This is a genomic window from Fibrella aquatica (assembly GCF_041321135.1).
GTDB lineage: Bacteria > Bacteroidota > Bacteroidia > Cytophagales > Spirosomataceae > Fibrella > Fibrella aquatica.
This window is the reverse complement of the sequence record NZ_JBGGWF010000003.1, coordinates 450,406-467,438: the sequence shown is the minus strand read 5'-3', so window position 1 is coordinate 467,438 and position 17,033 is coordinate 450,406. Positions and strand designations below refer to the sequence as shown.

At 49.0% G+C, this 17,033-nt stretch carries 14 protein-coding genes; 5 read left to right on the top strand and 9 right to left on the bottom strand.

The window, feature by feature from the left end; genetic code table 11:
- Positions 1–362: 362 nt before the first annotated feature.
- From ACAW87_RS09590 to ACAW87_RS09580, 3 genes are all read left to right on the top strand, one after another.
- Positions 363–1,514 (top strand): acyl-CoA dehydrogenase family protein, encoded by a 1,152-nt coding sequence (locus ACAW87_RS09590; RefSeq protein ID WP_370723155.1) that lies wholly within the window; start codon positions 363–365, stop codon positions 1,512–1,514.
- A 122-nt stretch (positions 1,515–1,636) separates the two neighbouring features.
- Entirely contained in the window at positions 1,637–2,584 is a 948-nt protein-coding gene (locus ACAW87_RS09585) for a hypothetical protein (RefSeq protein WP_370723154.1), read from the top strand.
- A gap of 78 nt (positions 2,585–2,662) precedes the next feature.
- Positions 2,663–3,370 (top strand): hypothetical protein, encoded by a 708-nt coding sequence (locus ACAW87_RS09580; protein ID WP_370723153.1) that lies wholly within the window; start codon positions 2,663–2,665, stop codon positions 3,368–3,370.
- Between the two features lie 61 nt (positions 3,371–3,431).
- On the opposite strand, the gene ACAW87_RS09575 is transcribed toward ACAW87_RS09580, so the two are convergent.
- From ACAW87_RS09575 to uppS, 5 genes are all read right to left on the bottom strand, one after another.
- Positions 3,432–4,805: an NAD(P)/FAD-dependent oxidoreductase gene (locus ACAW87_RS09575; RefSeq protein ID WP_370723152.1), complete on the bottom strand. Its 1,374-nt coding sequence runs from the start codon at positions 4,803–4,805 to the stop codon at positions 3,432–3,434.
- 135 nt (positions 4,806–4,940) lie between these two features.
- The gene (locus ACAW87_RS09570) at positions 4,941–5,585 is read right to left on the bottom strand and encodes an OmpH/Skp family outer membrane protein (RefSeq protein ID WP_370723151.1); all 645 of its coding nucleotides are present in this window, start codon (positions 5,583–5,585) and stop codon (positions 4,941–4,943) included.
- Positions 5,586–5,604: 19 nt separating this feature from the next.
- Positions 5,605–6,186 carry an OmpH/Skp family outer membrane protein gene (locus ACAW87_RS09565; RefSeq protein ID WP_370723150.1) on the bottom strand — a complete coding sequence of 194 codons (582 nt, stop codon included), beginning with the start codon at positions 6,184–6,186 and terminating at the stop codon, positions 5,605–5,607.
- A 169-nt stretch (positions 6,187–6,355) separates the two neighbouring features.
- A complete protein-coding gene (bamA, locus tag ACAW87_RS09560; protein ID WP_370723416.1) occupies positions 6,356–8,890 on the bottom strand; it encodes an outer membrane protein assembly factor BamA in 2,535 nt (844 codons plus the stop codon).
- Positions 8,891–9,025: 135 nt separating this feature from the next.
- Positions 9,026–9,763: an undecaprenyl pyrophosphate synthase gene (uppS, locus tag ACAW87_RS09555; protein WP_370723149.1), complete on the bottom strand. Its 738-nt coding sequence runs from the start codon at positions 9,761–9,763 to the stop codon at positions 9,026–9,028.
- Positions 9,764–10,035: 272 nt separating this feature from the next.
- Here uppS and ACAW87_RS09550 point away from each other — a divergent pair, with 272 nt between their 5' ends.
- Both ACAW87_RS09550 and ACAW87_RS09545 read left to right on the top strand, forming a co-directional pair.
- A complete protein-coding gene (locus tag ACAW87_RS09550) occupies positions 10,036–10,995 on the top strand; it encodes a fasciclin domain-containing protein (protein ID WP_370723148.1) in 960 nt (319 codons plus the stop codon).
- Between the two features lie 124 nt (positions 10,996–11,119).
- Positions 11,120–11,557, top strand: coding sequence for a DUF1569 domain-containing protein (locus ACAW87_RS09545; protein WP_370723147.1), 438 nt, complete (start codon positions 11,120–11,122; stop codon positions 11,555–11,557).
- A 56-nt stretch (positions 11,558–11,613) separates the two neighbouring features.
- Here the strand turns inward: ACAW87_RS09545 and ACAW87_RS09540 are convergent, their stop codons facing one another.
- The 4 genes from ACAW87_RS09540 to ACAW87_RS09525 form a co-directional block, all read right to left on the bottom strand.
- Complete coding sequence (locus ACAW87_RS09540) at positions 11,614–12,741, bottom strand: Gfo/Idh/MocA family protein (protein WP_370723146.1); 1,128 nt, start codon at positions 12,739–12,741, stop codon at positions 11,614–11,616.
- Between the two features lie 77 nt (positions 12,742–12,818).
- Positions 12,819–14,327 carry a 4-alpha-glucanotransferase gene (gene malQ / locus ACAW87_RS09535; RefSeq protein ID WP_370723145.1) on the bottom strand — a complete coding sequence of 503 codons (1,509 nt, stop codon included), beginning with the start codon at positions 14,325–14,327 and terminating at the stop codon, positions 12,819–12,821.
- Positions 14,328–14,421: 94 nt separating this feature from the next.
- Positions 14,422–14,745, bottom strand: a complete 324-nt coding sequence (locus tag ACAW87_RS09530) for a DUF3467 domain-containing protein (protein ID WP_370723144.1) — start codon at positions 14,743–14,745, stop codon at positions 14,422–14,424.
- Positions 14,746–15,043: 298 nt separating this feature from the next.
- A complete protein-coding gene (locus ACAW87_RS09525) occupies positions 15,044–16,645 on the bottom strand; it encodes an Rne/Rng family ribonuclease (RefSeq protein ID WP_370723143.1) in 1,602 nt (533 codons plus the stop codon).
- Between the last annotated feature and the right edge of the window lie 388 nt (positions 16,646–17,033).

The following is a 17,033-nucleotide window of genomic DNA, read 5'->3' as shown; positions in this document are numbered from 1 at the left end:
AATCTATCGATTTACTACCTACTGAACGGCCCCACGCCATATTGTACTATTTTGACATGACCCGTCAGCGGACACAAAAATAGATCATTTTTGGAATAGCACGAATTTGATCCGTAATACACTCACTCAGTGATTTATTTATAAACTATTGCTAAGAAGGTATTGTGGCTGTAACACTTGATTTAGCCATTATTATATGGTAATTTATCAGGATCACACTACACTATTTTGACATTTCAGCAATATGTACGTGAGCTGTTTTTTTATCAAATGGTCGTTACAAACATCGGATACCCTATTCTGTTATCTGTTTATACTTTACGCAATACTTCATCAAACACGAAAGTCCTTAGCCTATTATCATGACTAACGAAATAGTAGAAAACCAAGTTGATAATGTCCAACTTATCCGTGAGTCGGTTCGCGATTTTGCGGCCCGGCATATAGCTCCCCATGTGCGGGAGTGGGACGAAATGCAACATTTCCCAGCCGATGAATTCCGGCAAATGGGCTCACTGGGTCTATTGGGTATGCTTGTTCCAGAAGTATATGGCGGAGCCGGCCTGGGGTATCACGAATACGTAGCGGCCATTGTTGAACTCTCCAGAGTTGACGGGGCAGTGGGCTTGTCGATGGCCGCTCATAATTCACTTTGTACCAATCATATTCTGATGTTTGGCAACGAAGCACAGAAACAACAATACCTCCCTAAACTCGCCGTAGGCGAGCATATCGGTGCCTGGGGGCTAACAGAGCCTAACACAGGTTCAGACGCCGGTAACATGCGCACCCGTGCCGTACAACAGGAGAATGGCGATTGGGTACTCAACGGAGCTAAGAATTTTATTACCCATGGTATCTCGGGTAACGTGGCTGTCGTAATTGCCCGGACCGGTGAGCCCAACGTACCTCGCAACGCCACTGCTTTTGTGGTCGAACGCGGTACGCCAGGTTTCCGGGGGGGTAAAAAAGAAGATAAATTAGGAATGCGGGCCTCAGAAACCGCCGAAATGATTTTCGACGATTGCCGAATTCCCGATAGTCAGCGACTGGGCGAGGTTGGCGAGGGCTTTATTCAGTCGCTCAAGATTCTCGACGGAGGTCGCATCTCAATTGCCGCACTCAGTTTAGGCATTGCTATGGGCGCCTATGAAGCAGCGTTGGCCTATGCGCAGGAACGGCAACAGTTCGGCCAAGCGATCTTCAACTTTCAGGGTATATCGTTTAAACTAGCCGATATGGCTACTGAGATCGAGGCATCACGCTTATTGATCGAACACGCTTCGGAATTAAAAAACCAGCACAAGCCCGTTACCAAAGCGTCGGCAATGGCCAAACTGTATGCTTCGGAAGTATCTGTTCGGGTCGCCAATGAGGCCATTCAGATTCTTGGTGGCTACGGTTACATAAAAGATTACCCGGTCGAAAAATTTTACCGCGATGCCAAGCTGTGCACCATTGGCGAAGGCACCAGCGAAATTCAGAAACTGGTTATTGCCCGGAATTTATTGTAACGGTCAGTAGCTTACTGTATTGAAAAAGGCGGGCTCATCATAGCCTGCCTTTTTTCATGTTCATTCTCAGGTAATCAACCCTACTTTTATAGCCTCAACTGATTTTATTAGCATTGATTCATATGCGGTTATATCTCCCTTCACTGCTTCTTCTCGCGCTCACCTGTAGCAGTTGCCACCACAATGCTTCTCATGCCGTTACAGCGCCAATCGACTCTCTCAAGTTGGTCGACTATGCTTTTAGCGATGTCAGGAAAGATTCGGTCCTGTTTGCCGAAGCGGTAGAAGTTGGTGAATTAACCGACAGTGCGCTTTCCGAAACGTCGGGCATTGCCCCCAGCAATCAAAACCCCGGCTATTTCTGGACACAGCAAGACTCGGGCAACTCAAACGAAATTCAATTGATAGACCGGCAGGGAACGGTAGTTGGCGAGTTTGAACTAAGTGGGACAACTAACCGCGATTGGGAAGATATTGCCGTTGGACCAGGACCAGTACCGGGAAAAAGTTATGTGTATGTGGCAGAGATTGGCGATAACGAATTCAAGCATCCGGTTAAGATCATTTACCGCTTTCCAGAACCTACGCTATCGAAAGCCAGCAAACCCGTTAGAGCAACGGTGACCGGCATTGAGACCATTCGGGTGAAGATGCCAGATGGACCGAAAAACGCCGAGGCGATTATGCTCGACCCAGGTACGTTGGATCTATACGTGATTTCGAAAGAGGAATATACCACCGTTTACAAAGCCAGCTACCCCCAATCGCTGACTGCTGTAACCACAATGGAACTGACAACGGTTATTCCACTCGATTACATGACAGCAGCAGCCATATCGCCTAATGGCCGGGAAATACTGATTCGTGCCTATGACGAGCTATTTTATTATACCCGCCGGGCTGACGAGTCGGTTGAACAGGCCTTACAACGATCCCCGCTGATGATACCAATCGTTTATGAATCACAGGGCGAGGCTATTTGCTGGGCCCCCGATGGATCAGGCTACTACACTACAAGTGAAAAAACAGGCCTCTTCGCCCGACCCATCTATTTCTACCATCGCAAATGACATTCTGATATAGCCATCGGTCTTCCCCTCAAGTAGTAGTTTCGTACCTTTAGCAAAGCTTACCAGCAAACTATTCGTATGAAAAAGAACTTGATTTTACTGACCTCTGCTCTTCTGATCTCGGTTGGTTCTTATGCTCAGACACTCACTGAAGTTGTCGATAAACACATGGCCGCATTGGGCGGTCTCGAGAATTTAAAAGCGTTTAAGTCGGCCAAATACACCCAGTCGACTATTGCCCCGGGTCAGAGTATCGATGCTACTGCTACCGTTGTTTTCGACCAGGCATCGCGCATTGAAATGAGCATGGGGGGCAACGATATTGTGGTGGTTACCAAAGGCCAAACCGGTTGGGCCAAGCAAGGTGACACGCCAGCCCGCGACGTACCTGCCGAACAGCTAAAAGCCGTTACTGAAAGTGTTACGCTGCCCGGTCTTGAAATTGTCAACGCATCGATGAAAGGTCAAAAAATTGAGTTCAAGGGCAAAGAGACTGTTGACGGAAAAGAATATTTCGCGCTATCGATGCCCATTCAGGGCGGAACCTCTACGTTCTATATTGATCCGGCAACGTACCTGATTACTTCACGTAAAGGCTCTATTCAGGCGATGGGCCAAACAATTGATGCCGAGCTGGACTACGACGAGTATAAGAAAGTAGGTTCGCTGACACTTCCACACAAAGTGATAACACAAGCGATGGGTCAGTCTGCTACAGTGCGCCTGACTGCTTTTGAGGCCAACCCAAAAATCGACGAAGCCATCTTCGAAAAGCCTAAGGAGTAAAATGTTATTACGCTTCGCTGTCGTTCATTGTTAACATAACCAATGACAGCGAAGCGTATTGTCAGCCAGCTGAGTTGGTTCGGTCTGTTACCAATTGTCCATCATTGCGCATAGCGTAGTCTTGCCCTACTTTGTCATCTTTACGCACAAAAGGGCGGATGATCAACCGGGTTCCCCGATCGTAGGTAAACAGACGGTAGATCCAGTTGCTGAGTACGACCAGTTTACTGCGGAAACCGACCAGATACCAGATGTGCACAAAGAGCCACGCCATCCAGGCAATGAAACCACTCAAGTGCAGGCTTTTTGATAGATCAGCCACGGCCCGGTTCCGGCCTATGATGGCCAGTGACCCTTTGTCGAAGTAGTCGAACGGACGAATTTCACCGTTTCGTAACATCAAGGTAAGGTTCATGGCCAAGTGTGCCCCCTGCTGAATAGCGGGTTGAGCCACTCCCGGATGGCCGTTTGGCCACTTCTCCGACTTCATGTTGGCAATATCGCCAATGGCGTAAATACCGTCTGCACCTTTAACGCGGCTATATTCGTCAACCAGGTATCGGCCCCGTTCAACCGATTCAGCAGGCATACCGTCGATGGTTGCGCCTGCTACGCCAGCTGCCCAGATCAACGTTTGAGCCGGAATTTGCTCACCCGATTTGAACGTCACAACCTGACCATCGTAACTATCGACCAAGGTTTTGACTTTAGTAACTACGCCAAGTTCATCCAGGTACGTCTGCGTTTTTGCCGCCGATTCAGGCGACATGGGCGGCAACACGCGATCTAGGCCTTCAACCAGGTAGATATTCATCTTACTGAAGTCCAGCCCCGGATAGTCGTTAGGTAGCACGTGTTTCCGCATTTCGGCCAATGACCCGGCTAATTCAACGCCCGTTGGCCCGCCCCCCACAATGACAAAGTTCAGCAGACTCTGCCGCGTCTCCGGATCCTTGATAATGCTAGCCTGTTCAAATGATTGCAATAACTGACTACGCAGATTCAGGGCATCGGGAATGGTTTTTAACGGAAACGAATTATTCTTGATCTGATCGTTACCAAAGTAGTTCGATTTAGAGCCGGACGCGATAACCAAATGGTCGTATTTCAGATCACCAATGAGTGTGGAAACGATTTTTGTGGCCGGATTCACACCTGTAACCCGAACCAGCCGGAAATGAAAATCATCGTATTTCTCATCGAAAAGTTTTCGGAGTGGTTCGGCAATGGCATCCGGTTCAAGACCTGCAGTGGCAACCTGATAAAGCAAAGGCCAAAATCCGTGGTAGTTCTGTTTATCGAACATTACAATCTGAAAACCCTTGTTTTTCAGGCCTTTTGCCAAATTTATACCACCAAATCCGCCCCCGATTATTACCACACGCGGTTTGTTGGTATCGGGAACGTTTAGTGAAAGTTTATCGAAGTGCAGCATTATCTTATCTGTTGATTACCTACTGCTCTATCTACTGGTTTGGCGCCTGTTTTGTTTAAGATTCAGGGGTTTAGGTAAAACAAAAGCGCCCGGCCTACTAGACCGGGCGCTTGCCTTAACGTACCTGCGATACGTTTATTTTTTAGGCGTAGTGGCTGGCGTTGCCGCTGCCGGCGTAACCGGCTTCGGTGTGACACCCATTTTCTTCAATACCAGATCTGAGATGTTACCATCTTCAGGAGCGTATAGCAGAATTACAGCTGTACCGGCACCCGCATCGAGGTTAAACACGTGCGAATACGCGTTCTCTTTGGCTACGGCATCAATGTTCTTCTGGATCTTCTGCAACACGGGGCTTACCAACTGCTGATACTTCTGCTGCAATGTTGTTTCGGCATTGCGCTGAAACTCCTGGAAACGCGTTTGCAGACCCTGCAATTCTTTCTCACGATCAGCACGAATCAACTCCGACATCTGAGCACCCCCTTTTTCATAGGCCGCCAGTTTGTCCTGAAATTCTTTCGACATCCGCTGCTGCTCATTTTCAAGCTGCGTCCGCTGAATTGTCAGTTGGTTCTGAATATCTTTTGCCTCAGGCACCTGACCCAGCAGGTAATCCATGCTTGTATAACCAATCTTAATCGGGGTAGCTGCTGTTGCCCGTGGGGCTGGTGCCGCTGCCGATGTCGTAACCGGCGTCGACGCCTGGGCTTGTGCCCGTGCGCTCAGGCCCCCCATCAATAGGGCTGCGCTAAGCGCCATGACCAGATTCTTTTTCATTCGACTGTTTATTGAATTATTATTTAGGTTTTGCACTGTTTGCTGGTTGTGAAGGAGCCGCTTGCTTCGCTTTCTGGCTATCGGGGTCTAACCCCAGCTCTTCCATCACGTAATCGGTGTAATCGTGTCGGGGGTCGGTGTACAACATCAACATCCCTTCACTGGCTTTATCGAAAAGAAAATTGAGTTTCCGTTGCGAGACCACTTTTTCAACGGCACGGTTCAGTAACTCCATCGGCACTTTCATGAGTTCCTTCTTTTTTTGGAAAAGCAGGCCCTCGTAACCAAACACTTTATTGTTGTACTCTCTGGCTTCGCGCTCCTTGTCGCCAAGTACCCGTTGCCGTTCGCGCTTCATATCATCAGTTAGCAAAATCTCTTCGGCCTGATACGCACGCTGCATCTTTTCAATCTCCAACTGCTTGTCCAGTATGTCTTTCGACCACCGATCGGCAAATTGATCTATTCCTTCCTGAGCCTTTTTATATTCGGGTAACTTGCTGAAAATAAAGTCACTATCAACGTACCCGAACTTCTGTGCCCATCCCGGAATGCTTCCGATTAAAAGCCACAAAGCTACTAATAACAAACCCCTTTTCATACTGTCCCCCGGTGGTTGTCTGATGGTTAGATGTATTTACAAAGAGAACGTTTAATTCAGTAAACAATTATCAGTTAACAGTTATCAACGTACCCAGTTACCGAGACTGAAACAGTTATCAGCTAGCTGGATACGTTGATAACTGTTAACTGATAATTGATAACTGTGTCTATCTGAACTGTTGCCCGATGGTGAAGTGGAATTGACCGGTGCCGGCATTCTGAACACCTGGAATAGTGTCGAAGCCCCAACCGTAGTCGATACCGATCAACCCGAAGGCAGGCATGAAGATACGGGCACCCGCACCCGCCGAGCGGCGCAGATCAAACGGGTTGTACTGCTTGTAGCTAGCCCAGTTGTTACCTGCTTCAACAAAGCCAAGAACAAAGATGGTTGCCGACGGATTCAGTGAAACCGGGTAACGCAATTCAGCTACATACTTGCTGTATACTACCCCACCCTGACTTGTTTCGTTACCAACCGCTACCCGGTTATTGTCAAGCGTAATTACGCGGCGATCAGGATAACCACGCAGGCCAACAATATCCTGTGCCAAGGCGAACTGTCCCTGACCGGCAAGGCCCGAACCACCTAACACGAAACGTTCAAATGGCCCAATCGCGGTCCGGGAGTTGTAGCTGCCCAGAAAGCCCATGTGCGCCCGCGCGTTCAGGACAAATTTGCCCACCGCCGTCTGGAACCAGCTGGCGTCGAACATCCATTTGTGATATTCTACCCACTTGAACGGGTTCGACTGATCTATTCGGTAGTTTTTCGAGCGGAATACCGAGTAAGGAGGCGTAAATGAACCGCTCAGCGTAAACGATGAGCCTAAGCGTGGAAACTGTGGGTTATCAATGCTGTTGCGCGACAGCGTTGTATTGAACGTGAAGTTGTTCGATACCCCGTTATTATAGCCGTTACCAAAAATGGCAATGTTATCCAGGTCATACTGTTGATACGAAATCGAGTTGCTCAACGAGAAATAGTCATCGGGCACTTTCAACTGCCGACCCAGACCCAGCGTAACCCCCGTGTTGGTGTACGCACCAATCGGTTGTGCACTACCACCAGCCCGTGAATAAAAATCGAGACCAAACTGCCGGAATACTGTGTGGCTTAGGCTAACCGATAACGCGTTGGGTTTACGGCCGCCAAGCCAGGGTTCTGTGAACGTAGCCGAGTAGGTCTGGTACTGGCGACCGTTGGCCTGAAAACGAAGCGACAACCGCTGGCCATCACCGGCTGGTAACGGACGCCACGCGCTCAGGTTGGTGATGTTGCGGGCCGAGAAGTTATTGAACGTGAGGCCCAACGTACCTACAAAACCGATGAAACCACCCCAACCGCCCGACAGTTCGATCTGGTCGTTTGGTTTTTCTTCAACGTTGTATTCAATATCAACCGTACCATCTGGCTGAGGCACTGGATTGATGCCAATTTTCTCAGGGTCGAAATAACCGAGCGTCGATAGCTCACGTTGGGTACGTATGATGTTTGTCTTCGAGAACTTCTGACCGGGAAGCGTACGTATCTGACGCATCACCACGTGGTCGGACGTTTTGGTATTTCCATTCAGAATAATCCGGTTGATAGTGGCTTGTTTACCTTCAAAAATCCGAATATCCAGATCGATACTATCACCCACAACGGCCCGTTCAACGGGTTCGGCGCGGTAATACAGGTAACCATCGTCCATATAGAGTGAGCTTAGGTCCTGACCGGGGTTACCGACCATTTTCTTCTCCAGCTCTTCAGGACTGTAGATATCACCTTTCCGAACGTTCAGCACCTCGCGCAGCTGGTCGCTGGTATGCAGGTAGTTGCCTTCGAAATTTACATTTCTGTAATAGTATTTCTTGCCTTCGGCCAGTGTCAGTTTAAGGCCAACCGTTGCTCCACCGCTGTTGATCACGCTGTCTTTTTCAACAACGGCATCGCGATAGCCAAGTTTGTTGTAATACTCAACGAGCTTACCCTGATCTTCCTCAAATTTCTTCGGAATGAACTTCGAGGGAGAGAACACCCGCCCAAAGCGCATCTGTTTAGTACCTTTCATTTTACCTCGCAGGGCACTTTCCGACACTTCTTCCCGCCCGGCAAACTCGATGTTATCGATTTTCACCTTCTCACCTTTGGTAATCTGAACACGCATAGTAGCGTTGTTCCGGGTGCTGTCGGGAATAGTAGTCACCTTCACTTTGGCGTTCAGATAACCTTTTTCCACGTAATACTTCCGCACCGCCAACTGAGCATTTTTGATGTCGGTATTGGTGATGATCTTACCCCGGGTCAGCTTCACCTTTTCTTTTAGCGACTCTGATTCACCTTTACGAACGCCGGTGTAGGTTATCTGGAACAAGCGGGGCCGTTCAACGACTTTGAAAAGCAGCCAAACACTGGAGCCCTCCACTTTAGAGGCCGACATGACCACATCGAACAGGAGTCCCGAGTCCATCAGTTTGCGAATGGCGCTCCCCTGAGCTTCGCCAGGTAGCCGAATTTTATCACCTTTTTTGAGGCCCGTTAACGAGATCAACGAGTTAGGATCCAGAAAGCGGGTTCCCGTTAGTGTCAACCCTCCGATCACATATTCTTTGGGGTTAGCATAATCGGTAATTGCATTGGTAGCAGGTGCAGGCGCTTCTGCCTGCGGAGCCCCGTAGCCGACACGTACCTGCGCCCAAGCCTTGGTGTTGGCCATCAGGACTGTTATAAGCAGGCTGGCAAAAAGAAATTGTTTCACAAAGAAGGTGTTTTCAGTTTACTGTTTACCGTTTACTGTTGCGTTGCTTTTCAGAAAGCTCGTGAGAAACGTGGCTAACTGAAAACGATAAACTCATTTTACAACTTGTTCAGATGTTTTTCCGAACCGGCGTTCTCGTTTCTGGTAGGTCAAGATAGCCTCCCAAAGGTGCGGTTTGCGGAAATCGGGCCAAAGTACATCGGGCATATAAAATTCAGAATACGCTAATTGCCACAGCATAAAATTGCTGATACGCATTTCGCCACTGGTACGGATCATCAGTTCTGGATCCGGAACTCCGCCCGTATTCAGGTAGCTGCTAAACAGACCCTCATTGATATCGTTTGGTTGGAATTTACCTTCCTGAATATCGGCTGTCAATTGCCGAACCGCTTCCAGTATTTCCCAACGCCCACTATAACTCAAAGCCAGAATCAGCGTCAGACCGGTGTTGCCTTCGGTAGCCCGCATTGCCTCATGCAACTCACGTTGGCAGTCGGCGGGTAAACTTTCGGTGTGGCCAATCGTTGATAAGCGTACGTTGTTCTTCATCAGGGTTTTAATTTCCCCGCGAATCGTATGTACCAGAAGCGTCATCAGCGCGTCGACTTCAAACTTTGGCCGGTTCCAGTTCTCGGTAGAAAAGGCATAAAGAGTCAGGTAGTCAATACCTAACTCAGCACATCCTTCGGTTACTTCCCGAACGGCTTTGATCGCGCTTCGATGCCCGAATACCCGGGCAGCTCCCTGCTGCTTAGCCCATCGTCCGTTCCCGTCCATGATAACGGCGATGTGCTTGGGGAGATTGCCAGGATCAATATGGTCTTTCATTCAACCAATTGGTTTTTAACAACTTTTAAAGGTAAAGCAGGTTTGTGACTAGCCCTTTTTACCGGACTGCGAAGGTACGCAACCCGTTACCCGTTTCAAAATCTACTTAATCAGTAGAAAGATAGCCAGAAAGCCCGCTAAAGCCTATCTTTGCCCTCATTCATACGGTGATATACCATTTTTCAGTCGCTCCAACGTTAACACACAAACGGGTTCAGATAACGGGATATAATCAGCCGTTGGTAAACTTTATCCAGAATCGCCTACACGTAATGAAACGGATTGCCCTCTCTTTTCTGGTTCTACTTACCCTGATCATTGGCTGTAAGAAGACAAACGATCTCGTTGATGCTCAACCCAAAACGGTGAGCGATCTAGTAGCCGAGACACCCACGTTCTCACTCCTGAAAGCAGCCTTACAGGAGGCCGGATTGAACGATGCCCTTAAAGCAACAAATCTGACCGTTTTTGCTCCAACCGACGATGCCTTCAAGGCCAGAGGGTTTTCATCGCCTGAATCATTCAAAAATATCTCTGACGAAACGTTACGAAACGTACTCCGTTATCATCTGATCAGTGGTGTGGTTACAACACAAACGCCCGAACTGGCATCAGCCGTTAATCTGCCCGTTGAGACATCGAATGCATCGGCTTTATTCCTCACTAATGCCTCAACCGGCTTGTTCGTGAACGGCAGTAGAGTGACCAAATCCGATCAGCTTGCCGCCAATGGTATTGTGCATACGATCGACAACCTGCTTTGGCCCCCGGCAAACGACGCATTGACTGCTTTGAAAAGCCGGGCTGATGTGAGCATATTGGTAGCCGCTATCACCCGAATTGCCACCTTCCGCCCCGATTTGTTAGCTATTCTGGATGGCACCACAACCAATCAGTCGCTAAAACAAATTACCCTGTTTGCCCCATCCGATGCAGCATTTGCGGCAGCAGGCTTCCGTACGGTTGCCGATATCAACAATGCCTCTTTACCTACACTTGCCAATCTGATCAGCTACCACGCCATACAGGGCAGGCTGTTTTCGAACCAACTACAGGCTGGTCAGGTTGCTACGCTCAACTCATCGGCGACCAACAGACTCACCATTGCGGTTCCAGCCTCAGGCCCCACAGTAAAGGGGAACAGAAATACCACACCAGCTACCATAAAAGGCGCCGATGTGGCTAGCAAGAATGCTGTTATCCACGTGATCGATCAAGTATTACAGCCTTAATCGAGCGACGTAATTGTACTAAAACGACATACAGAGCCAACACATAATGAGGGGCTTGCCGATCGACTAAAATGTCAGTTGGCAAGCCCCTCACTATGTTTGTACCTTAATTCAGCAACCATCTATGACTTTGGTTACCCTCCAGCCTCGCATCAATGCCCTGACCCCTACTAGCAACAGGTTATGGGGAAAGATGAGTGCGGGCCAAATGCTTACTCATTGTACCGATCAAATAAGGATTGTTTTGGGCGAAAAACCTGCAAAGAGCACCGGCTTTGCCGCCACTCGCTGGTTGACCAAATGGTTTGTTCTGCTGATGCCTCTGCCACTGCCCAAAAATATAAAAACATTTCCCGAACTCGATCCAAGTCTATCCATCATGACCAAGCCAGGCGATTTTACGCTCGATCGCGAAAACTTGCTGGCGGCTCTATCAAAACTGATCACTGCACCAGATGATTTAAAAGCCACTCATCCCGTTTTCGGGACCATGACCAAATCACAGGCGCTTAAGCTCACCGCCATTCACCTGGATCATCACCTACGGCAGTTTGGTGTATAGTTTGCTGCATAGTAGCTATTGGACTAAGTAGTCATCTACTTTCCAATGTCCTTCGACTACCCCTTCAGATCAATCTTGCGGCCCGTTTCGGCGGCTCGGTAAATAGCCTGTAGCAGTTTAACATCCCGCAAACCTTCCTCGCCGGTAACATGATCTGGCAGTTTCTTACCGTCGATCAGATCTTTACAGACGCCATCCATGTGCGCAGCCTGATGGTTGACAACCGGCATCTCAATCGGCCCTTTGCTGGTTCGGCCTTTCAACGGACCATACCCAAAAGCGGGCGACAGTTCAAACCACCCGTCCTGACAAGAAGCATATAACCGTTCGACACCCGCCGTGTAGCTGGTTGTTGAGTTCGATACAGCCCCGCTCGGAAATTGAAACTGCCAGAACAAGGTCTCTTCAACATCCTTGAATTTTTTCGGGTCTGTTTTCGGCGAGAATTGCGCAGTGACCGAAACCGGCTCTTCGCCCGTGACGTACCTGGCTCCCTGAATGGCGTAAATCCCAACGTCCATCAAGGCTCCCCCACCGGCCATTTCTTTCTTTAACCGCCACTGGGTCGGATCACCAATTTTGAACGCGTCGCTTGCCTCTACGAAGCGTACCGGACCAAAAACCTTCTGCTGCCCTAACCGCATTACTTCCTGTGTAAACGGTTCGTAATGCAACCGATAACCAATAGCCAATTGCCGATCGGCCTTTTTACAGGCATCAATCATGGCCTGGCAGTCGGCTGGCGTAATGGCCATCGGTTTTTCGCAGATGACATGCTTACCCGCCTTAGCCGCCCGCACCACAAATTCACGGTGCATGGAATTTGGCAGCACTACATACACCACATCAATGTCTTTATTGTCGATGATTCGGTCGAAATTCTTGTAGTCGTAAACGCTTTCTTTCGGAAGGTTGTATTTCTTCATCCACTCTTCCGCTTTGGCGGGTGTACCGGTTACAATCCCTGCCAGTCGACAATTGGTGGTTTGCTGCAAAGCCGGGGCCAGTAAGTTTTTGCTGTAATAACCCAGCCCTACCAGAGCGATGCCCAGCTTGCGTCCCGGCTCAGTTAATTGAGACTGGATAGGTTTACCGAATACATCGGTCAACGTAGGGATGGCAAGAGCCGAGACGCCGGCATTCATCAGAAAACGGCGGCGCGACTGGCTGGCTAAGTGTGTCATAGTGAAACAGTGAAAAAGGTTTGGCAGGAAAAGCCCGCCAAACCTTTGCTTTACCCGTCAAAAATGCGCTCAACGGTCTAAACGCGGCCTGTCATTTTAGTCAGAGCCAATAACTGATCACTTACTTCGTCAGTCAACTGGCCGGGCTGGAGTCGCCACTGCCAGCTGGAACCGCCCGCTCCGGGGGTATTCATGCGGTGTGCTTCGTTAAGCGATAACAGATCCTGCACCGGTAAAATAGCCAGTCGAGCCACCGATTGCATGGCCATGCGTGTCATGAGCGGCACCACATTGTCTTCTGTAACCGGTACCCCAACATAGTCGCTCAGGCGTTCGTGAAGCGCCTCTTCCTCCTGCCTGAACCACCCAAGCGATGTGTTGTTGTCGTGAGTGCCTGTATACACCACGTTATTCAGCGTGTGGTTATGTGGGCAATGTGACGAAGTTGGCAGATCATCTCCAAAACCGAATTGAATAACGCGCATACCCGGAATAGCGTAGTGCCGCAGAAAAGGCTGAATTTCGGCCGAACGAGCACCCAGATCTTCGGCGATAAGCGGTAACTGCACAAACTGGCGGTACATCGCGTGAATAAACGCTTCTGTCGGTGCCTGAACCCACGTACCTACTTTGGCCGTTGGCTCACTGGCCGGAATCTCCCAGTACATGTCGAAGCCTAAAAAGTGATCCAGACGGGTTAGGCTATAGAGCGACATCTGGTGCCGCATGCGACGAATCCACCAGACAAATTCAGTGCGCTCATGTTCGGGCCAATCGTAAATGGGGTTACCCCAACGTTGACCGTCGGCCGAGAAATAATCGGGTGGTGACCCGGCAACGTACCTGGGCATACCGTTTTCATCGAGCTTAAACAACTCTTTGTTAGCCCAAACGTCGGCACTGTTTTGCTGAACATAAATCGGAATATCGCCGATGAGGTGAATTTTCCGACTATAACAGTACGAGATTAGGTCGCTCCACTGCTGGTAGAATAGGTACTGCAATACTTTCACCACCAGAATATCGTGGGCGAGGCGTTCTGTTTGCTGCGCCAGTTCGTCGGCATCCCGGCGCACCAGCGCATCGGGCCAGTTGGTCCAGGTTGGAATATTCAGATCTTGCTGTAAAGCCACAAAAAGCGCGTAGTCATCGAGCCATTCAGTCTGACGGTAGCAGAATGTATCGAAGCCAAGCCCTTCAACAGTGAGTCCCTGCTCGATAAACGTTTCGGCTGCTTTGCGCAATAGGGGCTGTTTTTTAACCCAGGCCGTAGACATCGATGCGTCTGTGGCCTGCCATTCGGCGGCTAGTACGGCCACGTCGCTGGCAGGTAAAAGTCCCTGTTCTGCCAGCCGATCTAAACTGATCATCAACGTATTGCCGGCAAAAGCAGACGGGCTGCTGTAGGGAGAGAATCCGGCACCCGGATCGAGGGGAGTCAATGGCAGAATTTGCCAGTATGTTTGCCCGGAACGAACCAGAAAATCGGCAAACTGGTAGGCGGCGGGTCCCAGGTCACCCACGCCATGGGCTGAAGGTAATGATGTTATATGGAGCAGTAAACCGCTCGAACGAAGTTGCAGCATAAAAGAAACGTTGAGTTAGCAACTGCCAGTCCTATGGATTAAAACCCATGGCCAAGCGGTTGTTAACTCAACGCCCCTGTCACTTTATTGTTTTTCAGGCTTCGCCCACGGGTCCGCCAAAACCACCACTGGGAAAACGGAACGTGTCGTCGGGCTGGTTGATAGCACCGAAATTTTCTTCGTATTTACGGATGTTTTCTTTCAAAGCCTGTAACAACCGTTTGGCGTGTTCGGGCGTCAGAATGATACGCGATTTAACTTTGGCTTTGGGCACACCAGGCATCAGGCGAATAAAGTCGACGATAAACTCACTGTTTGAATGAGCGATCATAGCCAGATTGGCATAAATCCCTTCGGCGATTTCTTCACTCAGCTCGACGTCGATCGAGCCGTCGTTGTTGAAATTTTGTTGTTCCATACCTCAAAAGTAGCCTATCTATAGCGACAAAAAAATAACCCTGATATCGGAGATACCAGGGTTTTCCTTTACAAGTGGGGAAAGTTGAAGCTATTTACAAACACACGCGAACGTATGTACTGTAGTCAAGCCTGCAAGCCGTTTACACGAACTTGTTTACAAAAGTAAAAAATAGTTAAGAGATCACCAACCAGACAACGGGTAAAGGTGAAGGGAGAGACAAGAGGTGAGAAACAAGAGATAAGATTTGCATCTGACCCGTCTATCTTACCTCTTGTCTCTCATTTCTCACCCCTCACTACGCCTCTACCGGAGTGGCTGTCACGGCTGATGATGGCAGGGTTGCTGATGTCAGTTCAATTTCGTCGCCCTGTTTGTTCAGGAACCGGAACTCAGTAATTCCCAGTGAGCTGTCTTTCACTAGATTAACCCAAGACTTATACTTAAAGAACCACTGACGCTGTTTAGACATAATTCCTTTTGTGAAGAAAGCATGCAGAAACGGATGCAACACAATCTGAATACCACGCTCATTTTGCTTGGTCAGAATGTACTCCAGGTTACCCTCAATAACATCGGTAATCAATACGCTCGCCTGAATGCTACCCGTACCGTTACAGGTGGGGCACACTTCCCGCGTAACAATATTCATTTCGGGACGTACCCGTTGCCGGGTAATCTGCATCAGTCCAAACTTGGTCAGCGGCAGAATGGTGTACTTCGAGCGTTCGGTTTGCATCTCCTCGCGCATGATATCGAAGATCAGCTTCTTGTTATCAGCCTTCTTCATATCGATGAAGTCGATGACAATAATGCCGCCCATGTCGCGCAGACGAAGCTGACGGGCAATCTCGCGCGCGGCCTCACGGTTCACGCTAATGGCCGTAGCTTCCTGATCCTCTTCAGAATTAGACTTATTACCGCTGTTTACATCAATGACGTGCAGAGCTTCAGTATGCTCGATGATCAGATAACCGCCTCCGGGTAAACTCACCGACCGGCCAAACAACGATTTAATCTGTTTTTCTAGCCCCAGGGCTTCAAACATCTTCGTTTTTCCGGTGTGTAGTTTCACGATTTTCTCCTTCTCAGGAGCAATCGTGTGGATGAAACGGCGGGTTTCGTCGTAGCTCTCTTGGGTATCAACCGTGATGCTATCGAACGATTCGTTGAGCATGTCGCGCAGAATAGACGACGCCCGGTTCATCTCGCTCAGTACCCGATCGCGGGGTTTGGCATCACGCAGAGTTTGCATGGTACGGTCCCACTTATCGATCGATTCCTGTAAATCGCGGTCGAGTTCTTCGACCTCTTTTCCCTGAGCAACGGTTCTGACAATGACCCCAAAATTCTGAGGTTTGATCGACGACATCAACCGGATCAGCCGGTTACGTTCGCCACGATCCGTAATTTTTTTCGACAGATTAACCCCGTTTGAGAAGGGTACGAGCACAAGATAGCGGCCCGCAATAGAAATATCACATGAAAGGCGCGGCCCTTTGGTTGAGATGGGTTCTTTCACCACCTGTACCAAAATAGACTGCCCTTTAGTCAGCACTTTATCGATCTTTCCGATCTTGTCAATGTCTGGTTCGAGTTCGAAACCCGACAATCGACCCGTGTTGACTCGCTTGGCGATTACATCTTTAGTTAACTTGTTTAGGGAGTTGATGTGTTGACCGAGATCCTGATAATGCAGGAATCCGTCTTTCTCATGGCCTACATCGACAAACGCCGCATTGAGACCTGATGACAACTTCTTAACAGTACCTAAATAGAGATCGCCAACCGTAAAGCTGCTTTCCGACTCATCGAGGTGGTACTCCAGCAGGCGTTTGTCCTGCAATAGAGCAATCCGATCCCCTTTCTGAGTGGAGCTGATTACAATTTCGTTGCTCACAAGCTGATGGCACGGTTAGAATGGCATATATAAAACAAAGAAGCCACGCACGCGAAAACGGCGGGGCTTCTTCAAAATAAGTTTACAGTTTGTGGTTTGGAGTTTGTCGTTGCGCTGCTGACCAACCAGTTGGCTACATGGCAGGGCAACCACAAACTTCAAACCACAAACCTCAAACTACTTTTTCTTGTGCCGATTCTTTCTTAGCCGTTTTTTCCGCTTATGGGTGGCAATCTTGTGCCGCTTCCGTTTCTTACCGCAAGGCATAGTACAAAGGTTTTTTTGATGTGTTACACTAACTGACGATCTACCATCCGACAGATCCTATTTTCTCAATGATCAATGAACAGTGATCAATTATCAGATTACTCCAACTCAAACATGATCA

Excerpts from the sequence above, each read along its gene's own strand:
- ACAW87_RS09540 (WP_370723146.1), bottom strand. The coding sequence starts at position 12,741 with ATGACACACTTAGCCAGCCAGTCGCGCCGCCGTTTTCTGATGAATGCC.
- ACAW87_RS09530 (WP_370723144.1), bottom strand. The coding sequence starts at position 14,745 with ATGGAACAACAAAATTTCAACAACGACGGCTCGATCGACGTCGAGCTG.
- ACAW87_RS09585 (WP_370723154.1), top strand. The coding sequence starts at position 1,637 with ATGCGGTTATATCTCCCTTCACTGCTTCTTCTCGCGCTCACCTGTAGC.
- ACAW87_RS09570 (WP_370723151.1), bottom strand. The coding sequence starts at position 5,585 with ATGAAAAAGAATCTGGTCATGGCGCTTAGCGCAGCCCTATTGATGGGG.
- ACAW87_RS09545 (WP_370723147.1), top strand. The coding sequence starts at position 11,120 with ATGACTTTGGTTACCCTCCAGCCTCGCATCAATGCCCTGACCCCTACT.
- bamA (WP_370723416.1), bottom strand. The coding sequence starts at position 8,890 with ATGGCCAACACCAAGGCTTGGGCGCAGGTACGTGTCGGCTACGGGGCT.
- ACAW87_RS09575 (WP_370723152.1), bottom strand. The coding sequence starts at position 4,805 with ATGCTGCACTTCGATAAACTTTCACTAAACGTTCCCGATACCAACAAA.
- malQ (WP_370723145.1), bottom strand. The coding sequence starts at position 14,327 with ATGCTGCAACTTCGTTCGAGCGGTTTACTGCTCCATATAACATCATTA.
- ACAW87_RS09580 (WP_370723153.1), top strand. The coding sequence starts at position 2,663 with ATGAAAAAGAACTTGATTTTACTGACCTCTGCTCTTCTGATCTCGGTT.
- uppS (WP_370723149.1), bottom strand. The coding sequence starts at position 9,763 with ATGAAAGACCATATTGATCCTGGCAATCTCCCCAAGCACATCGCCGTT.
- ACAW87_RS09590 (WP_370723155.1), top strand. The coding sequence starts at position 363 with ATGACTAACGAAATAGTAGAAAACCAAGTTGATAATGTCCAACTTATC.
- ACAW87_RS09550 (WP_370723148.1), top strand. The coding sequence starts at position 10,036 with ATGAAACGGATTGCCCTCTCTTTTCTGGTTCTACTTACCCTGATCATT.
- ACAW87_RS09565 (WP_370723150.1), bottom strand. The coding sequence starts at position 6,186 with ATGAAAAGGGGTTTGTTATTAGTAGCTTTGTGGCTTTTAATCGGAAGC.